Source organism: Synechococcus sp. UW140, from assembly GCF_900474295.1.
Classification (GTDB): Bacteria; Cyanobacteriota; Cyanobacteriia; order PCC-6307; family Cyanobiaceae; genus Synechococcus_C.
Genome location: NZ_UCOB01000018.1, coordinates 40,728 through 47,132 on the forward strand (window position 1 = coordinate 40,728; position 6,405 = coordinate 47,132).

A 6,405-nucleotide genomic window follows, 5' to 3' on the forward strand; every position below is an offset into this window, starting at 1 on the left:
TTTCAGATCGGAACGAATCGTTCAGAGCGGGGCCTCAGCGGTACTGGCCGTCGTTGATGCGATCAAAACCCTCATTCTGGGCAATGGCGGGATCCGTGACCGTGAAGTTGTCGCGGTACTTGGAGAACAGTTCCTTTTGGCGGGCTGTCAGGTCGAGGCTGAGCACATCTTCAACGCTGTTGTAAGGCCCACCGAGCACGATCTTGCCGGCAAGAGTCGGATACATGCCAGGGAACTGCTGGAAGCGACGAACAGAGGAGTTGTTCAGGTCAACTTTGTCGCCGCGTTCGGCAATTTTGTCGTCGGCAACGTTGCGAATGGAATCGGCGTAGGCAGCTTGCGGAAGCACCAGCCCCAGCAAGAGGCCTGTCATCACCACCACACCAGTCAGCCAGGAGACCAGCCGCTTCATCGGAACACTCCGTCAGGAATCGGAACGAGACTTCCGGCATCGCCGGTATACGCACCATACAAGCGTGTCTAAGCCAATCTCTAGGCCAGATGACGAGCTTTTGCAGTTCGTTTCAGATCAGTCCACTCAGTGCGGGCTGAAGCAGGGCCATCAGCAGGAACAGACCATCCACCATCAACGTTGTCACCAGAACCGATGCGGCCACTGCCCAGCAGTCGGAATGCAGGCTTGGGCGACGACTCCTCATGTGCATTTGGTTCGCCATGCCAAGAATCAGAGCCGCCAGGCCAAGCATCACGAGCAATGCGGAGGGATGGCGCAGGGACGCTGCTGCGGTGTTCAGAAGCGTGTTTGCCTCCGTTAACGGCGCTTGCACCACGGCTGGCCAGAAGCGCATCACGCCCGTGAGCGCCATGGCTAAATCGGTAAGGGCTGTGCCGATCAGGGAGGAGAGATAGAACGTGCAACCCAGTCGCCAACGTCCGCCCAGTCCGGTGATGGCCAGGGGAAGTGCCAGAGCTTCAATCGGTAGGTGCCAGCTTGGGTGAGCTCGCAGCCATCCCCAGAACAGGCTGCCTGCTAACCAGCTGCCACTGAACCCCAGGAGTAGGGCCCCCATGTCTTTGCGGACTGGTTGCTGCTGCCAGCCGAGGGGGATGGCTACCGCCATCAGCACGATGGTGAACAGGCTGGCGCTGAATGGATGAATGCGCACCCAAGGGGCCTGCAGAAACACCGGCAACACCACCAGCGCACTACTCCACAGGCGCAGTGGTGTTTGCGAGACGCTATGGACGAAGGGGGTGTCCAGTACGGGGAGGACATCCAGCCTGCGGCGATCCATGACTTTGCTTTGGATCAGGCCGCTGGGCAAAAGGGATGCCTCCGTTTGTGCAGTAAGGACCGAAACCTTAGAAGATGCTTCCAAGAAAAGGAGGCTGGCGCCAATGCCGGCAACCGCATAGCGTCCTGATGCATTGGCTTTTGCAATGACTGACGTGGTGGCGGCACCCGGGCTGCTTGAAGCCTGTTGGCGCAATTTGATTCTTGGGGTGGTGCAAGGACTGACGGAGTTTTTGCCCATCAGCAGCACCGCCCATCTCAAGGTTGTGCCCGTGCTGGCGGGATGGGGAGATCCTGGTGTGTCGATCACCGCCGTGATTCAGCTCGGCAGTATTGCCGCGGTAATTGCTTACTTCCGCAACGACCTCAACAATGTGCTGCGAGGAATCACGGCTGCAGTGGCTCGCGGCCAGTGGAGGGAACCACAGGCCAGGCTCGGACTGGCGATGGCAGTCGGCACCTTGCCGATCTTGTTGGCAGGATTTCTGATCAAGGTGTTCTGGCCCGGTTACGCCACATCCCCTTTGCGCAGCGTTCCAGCGATTGCGATTGTCTCGATCGTGATGGCCCTGCTGCTGGCTTTGGCAGAACAGTTGGGTCCTCGGATTAAAAATCTGGATCAGGTGCAGGGGCGCGATGGCCTCGTGGTGGGTCTGGCCCAGGTGCTGGCTCTCATCCCTGGTGTGTCCCGCTCCGGCAGCACACTCACTGCTTCTCTCTTTGATGGATGGCAGCGGGCCGATGCAGCTCGCTTTTCCTTCCTTTTGGGGATCCCGGCCATCAGCATTGCCGGTCTCGTGGAGCTGAAGGATGCCTTTTCCGACCCAAGTTCAGGCGGTGTTCTGCCATTGTTGGTGGGGATTGTCTCCGCTGCTGTGGTGTCGTGGCTGGCGATTGACTGGTTGATCCGTTATCTGCAGCGCCACAGCACCTGGATCTTTGTTGCGTATCGCTTGCTCTTCGGGGTGTTGCTTCTGGCCTGGTGGATGACAGCAGGATCAAACTGAGTACAGCAGCAGCTTCCACGTGTGGAATGAGCCCTCTGCTGGTGTCGCTGTTGCGGCGCTAGATCTCAACTCCTCCGCCCGTCAACCGGTCCCAGCCGTTGTTGTGGCTGTTGAGTCCGGTTCGATTGGTGAGGAGCTGGGCTTTGAGCCTGGAGATCAACTGCTCAGCATCAATGGCATTCGACCCCGGGATCTGATCGATTACCGCTACCTCTGCGTTGATGAAGAGTTGCGCCTGGAAGTGAGAGATGCTGCGGGTGATCTGCATCAAGTGGATCTGGAAAAGGATGCTGATGATGGCCTGGGCCTCGAGTTCAGCGAGGCGCTTTTTGATGGCCTGCGCCAATGCAATAACGCTTGCCCTTTCTGTTTTATTGATCAGCAACCGCCAGGCCGGCGCAGCAGTCTGTATTTAAAAGATGACGACTACCGTCTGAGCTTTCTCTACGGCTCCTATCTCACGCTCACCAACCTGACCGATGCCGACTGGCAGCGGATCGAGCAGCAACGCCTGTCTCCACTGTTCGTTTCAGTGCATGCCACTGAACCGGAGCTCAGAGCTCGTTTACTCAAAAATCCCAGGGCTGGTTTGCTGTTGGACCAGGTGCGCTGGTTTGCTGAAAGGGATCTGCAGATTCATGCCCAGGTCGTGGTTTGTCCTGGGATTAACGATGGTGACTCCCTTGAACGCACCCTTCAAGATCTTGGTGAGTACGCAGGTGGTGACTGGCCGGCTGTGCTCTCTGCAGCCGTGGTGCCTGTTGGCCTGACCCGCTTTCGGCCCGATCAGGATGGTCTCATGGCGGTGTCGCCTGAGGATGCACGTGCTGTGATCGCCCGTGTGGAGCCCCTGCAACTGGAGTTTCAGGAGCGTCTTGGTAGTCGTTTTGCTTGGTTGTCAGATGAGTGGTATCTGATGGCCGGTTTGCCGCTGCCCCCACGGGAAAGTTATGAGGATTTGCCCCAGCAGGAAAACGGTGTGGGCAGCATTCGCGCTTTTTTGGAGTCGCTCGATGCTGCCAGCGCAGACCTCCCCAGTTGCCTTGATCAGCCCTTGCACAGCAGCTGGGTGGTCGGTCGGCTGGTGGATCAGGCCCTGGCTCCGGTCACGGCCCGTCTGAATGGAGTGGATGGAGTCACTCTCAGTTTGTATGGTCTTCCCAGCCCCTATTGGGGGCAAGACCAGGTCGTCACAGGTCTGCTGACGGGTCAGGATCTGATTCAGGGACTCGAGGGTTGCAACCTCGGTGATCAGCTGCTGCTGCCATCGGTGATGCTTCGTCAGGACGAGCCAGTGTTTCTCGATGACATGACCTTGGCTGAATTGGAGCAACGCTTGTCAGTGCCGATTCGAATCGTGCATGGAGCAGCTGACATCGTGACCGTCGTCCTCGGTCATCAGCCCAAAAGCCCCTAAGCTCCGCCCAGCTTGCGTATTGCTGTGAGACGGACTGCTGCCCGCCTGTTCCTCATTGCCGGCACGTTGACCGCCACGGCCTCCACTTTGTCTCCTCTCCGGGCTGAGGACGTCCCCGCGGCTGATGCTCCAACCTCTGAGCAGGTCTCAGAAGGGGCTTTGTTGGATCAGACGAAACTCCCTACAGCCATTGAGGTGAAAGGGTCTCGCCCTAAGGCGGATGACTCGCTCCTGCCTCCAGCAGCCACTGAGTTGCCCGAGGATCTGTCACCGTTCAAGGCCCCTCCTTCCCTAGCTCTTCCTGATAAGCCCTCCCAGGTGAGGATCCGTGAGCTGCGCCCGCTCACCCTTGAGCAGGCCGAACGTCTCACTGAGGTGAATAATCCAAGTCTGAAGGCAGCGGCCAGTCAGGTCGAGCAGGCCAAATCGCAGTTGCTAGCAGCGATTTCGGCCTGGTATCCAACAGTCAACCTGACGGCGAATGGTTTGCCTGAATATTTGGAGGGAGAGCAGTACCGCAATCCCTCTTTTTTGATTAACCCCACAACCGGTGAACGTCGTCTTAATCCACTCACCGGTGATCCAGCTGAGTCTGATAGCTATAGCCGTCAGTGGAAGGCAAACTTCGCTGCTCAAGTGCAGTGGAACTTGATCGATCCTGCCCGAGTTCCGCAGATCGCCTCAGCTCGTGACAGTTATGAAAAGGCTCGTGACACCTACCTGATTGCGCTCCGGGAGCTTCGCCTCAACACGGCGACCCAGTACTTCAATCTGCAGCGCCAAGATGAGCAGGTGCGCATCGGTCAGCAGTCGGTGCGGGTTTCGCTCGTGAGTTTGCGTGATGCCAAGGCTCGATTTGAAGCCGGTGTGTCCACGAAGCTTGAGGTGCTCGAGGCTGAAACGCAGATGGCGCGAGATCAGCAGCTGCTCAGCAAAGCGCTTGGCAATCAGGACAAGGCCCGTCGTGCCCTAGCCGCTCTTTTGGATTTGCCTCAAGACGTGACGCCCACCGCGGCCACTCCCGCTCGAGTCAGAGGTGTTTGGCAACCATCTCTTCAGGAGAGCATTGTTGCGGCCTATGCCTTCCGCGAGGAGCTTGATCGCTTCATCCTTGATGTCTCGATCAACAACAGCAATGCCAATGCTGCACTGGCTGCTGTACAACCCATCCTCAGCTTGGTGAACACATTCTCCACCTCGCGAACCCAGGGTCAGACCTCCGTTGAATCCGTGGATATGGCGGATTACTCCTGGAATGCCAGCAACACCGTGGCCCTCAATGCAAGTTGGAATATCTTTGATGGTGGCCGTGCTCGCGCCCAGTATCGGCTCAATAAGCAGAAGGCCGAGGAGAGCGAATTCAATTTCGCTTCCGAACGGGACAAGATCCGTCAGGAAGTGGAAGATAGCTTTTACGACCTACGCACAGCCAATCAGGACATCTACACCACCTCTCGTGAGGTCCTTTCCTCGAGGGAATCCCTGCGCTTGGCTCGTCTTCGCTTCCAGGCCGGGGTCACGACGCAACGGGAAGTCGTTGACACCCAACGTGACCTCACCAATGCGGAAGTCAGCTACGCCGATGCGGTGACGACCTACAACATCTCTTTGGCCCAGCTGCGTCGCCGCACTGGCCTGGATCAAGTGATGGCCTGTGCTCCCGTCAGTTTGAGCAGCACCAAACCGGTTGAGGATCAGGATTACACCGTGCCGATCGAACCCACCTTCAGTCGGCCGGCCTGCCAAGCTTCTGTTTTGAATTCAGAGGGGTGAATCCCAATCGTGGCTCAAGCTCTCACCTCTCAGCAGCTCAATGCCGTGCATCAGCTGCTCGATCGGGTGGCTGAGCGGCAGTTACAGGATTTTGGTCACATCCTTTCTGATCTCAAGCCGGATGGAACCTTAATCACCACCTGTGATCGTTGGAGTGATCAGGCCATTCTCGAGGGATTGGAAGCAATCGCTCCAGGGGAAGGGGTGCTGAGTGAGGAGGGTTCCAAGTTGGTTCCATCGACCCAGGCCTACTGGGTGGTGGACCCGCTGGATGGCACCACCAATTTTGCGGCAGGGATCCCCTACTGGGCCATTTCCGTGGCTCGCTGGGTGGATGGTGCACCCTCTGAGGTGTTTCTGGATGTGCCGTCTTTACGACAGAGGATCGTCGCCATCCGTGCCAAGGGAGCATGGAGGAACGGTAAGCGCCTCACACCAGAAACCCGCACGACCTCGGGGAGCGCCTGCATCTCGCTCTGCAGCCGGGCGATTCGTGTGCTTCAGCAGCGGCCAGACCGCCGTTTCCCGGGCAAGATTCGCCTGTTGGGCGTCGCAAGTTTGAATCTGCTCAGTGTGGCGCTGGGGCAGACCGTTGGTGCTCTCGAGGCCACTCCCAAAATCTGGGACATGGCTGCAGCCTGGTTGGTGTTGAGTGAATTGGGCTGTCCTTTGATCTGGCTCGACAGACAGCCTGCTGATCTCGTTGTTGGCGAGGATTTGGAGTCTGCTGATTTCCCTGTCGTGGTTGCAAGCAACGAGGACATGCTGGAACGTTTGCATGAATGGGGGCAGGCGTTGCTTCACTGATCAGTGCAATGGCACTGCGAGGGTGAGGGAAACAGCTGCCTCACAGGCTTTCGGGCTGTCAGTGGTTGGCGGAGTGTGGGTTTTCAGGATTAGGGCTTGCGAGTTGGGTGAGTTGTGGGTTATGGTTTTGGACTGCGCGGGAGCCG

General features: G+C 58.0%; 6 protein-coding genes. 4 read left to right on the forward strand and 2 right to left on the reverse strand.

Annotation, left to right across the window (positions count from 1 at the left end; genetic code table 11):
* Nucleotides 1–34: 34 nt before the first annotated feature.
* Both psbU and DXY10_RS07070 read right to left on the reverse strand, forming a co-directional pair.
* On the reverse strand, nucleotides 35–412 hold the full coding sequence (gene psbU, locus DXY10_RS07065) for a photosystem II complex extrinsic protein PsbU (protein ID WP_115017763.1): 378 nt from the start codon (nucleotides 410–412) through the stop codon (nucleotides 35–37).
* Nucleotides 413–524: 112 nt separating this feature from the next.
* Nucleotides 525–1,256, reverse strand: a complete 732-nt coding sequence (locus DXY10_RS07070; RefSeq protein WP_115017765.1) for a DUF3120 domain-containing protein — start codon at nucleotides 1,254–1,256, stop codon at nucleotides 525–527.
* Nucleotides 1,257–1,401: 145 nt separating this feature from the next.
* On the opposite strand from DXY10_RS07070, the gene DXY10_RS07075 reads away from it, so the two are divergent.
* From DXY10_RS07075 to DXY10_RS07090, 4 genes are read left to right on the forward strand one after another with little or no spacing between them, the layout of a single operon-like run.
* Nucleotides 1,402–2,262 carry an undecaprenyl-diphosphate phosphatase gene (locus DXY10_RS07075; protein WP_170955733.1) on the forward strand — a complete coding sequence of 287 codons (861 nt, stop codon included), beginning with the start codon at nucleotides 1,402–1,404 and terminating at the stop codon, nucleotides 2,260–2,262.
* A 19-nt stretch (nucleotides 2,263–2,281) separates the two neighbouring features.
* Entirely contained in the window at nucleotides 2,282–3,679 is a 1,398-nt protein-coding gene (locus DXY10_RS07080; protein ID WP_115017768.1) for a TIGR03279 family radical SAM protein, read from the forward strand.
* 24 nt (nucleotides 3,680–3,703) lie between these two features.
* Nucleotides 3,704–5,452, forward strand: a complete 1,749-nt coding sequence (locus DXY10_RS07085) for a TolC family protein (protein ID WP_115017812.1) — start codon at nucleotides 3,704–3,706, stop codon at nucleotides 5,450–5,452.
* A gap of 6 nt (nucleotides 5,453–5,458) precedes the next feature.
* On the forward strand, nucleotides 5,459–6,259 hold the full coding sequence (locus tag DXY10_RS07090) for an inositol monophosphatase family protein (RefSeq protein WP_115017770.1): 801 nt from the start codon (nucleotides 5,459–5,461) through the stop codon (nucleotides 6,257–6,259).
* Nucleotides 6,260–6,405 lie beyond the last annotated feature (146 nt).

Coding starts and splice junctions, on each gene's coding strand:
- DXY10_RS07070 (WP_115017765.1), bottom strand. CDS start 1,256: ATGGATCGCCGCAGGCTGGATGTCCTCCCCGTACTGGACACCCCCTTC.
- DXY10_RS07075 (WP_170955733.1), top strand. CDS start 1,402: ATGACTGACGTGGTGGCGGCACCCGGGCTGCTTGAAGCCTGTTGGCGC.
- psbU (WP_115017763.1), bottom strand. CDS start 412: ATGAAGCGGCTGGTCTCCTGGCTGACTGGTGTGGTGGTGATGACAGGC.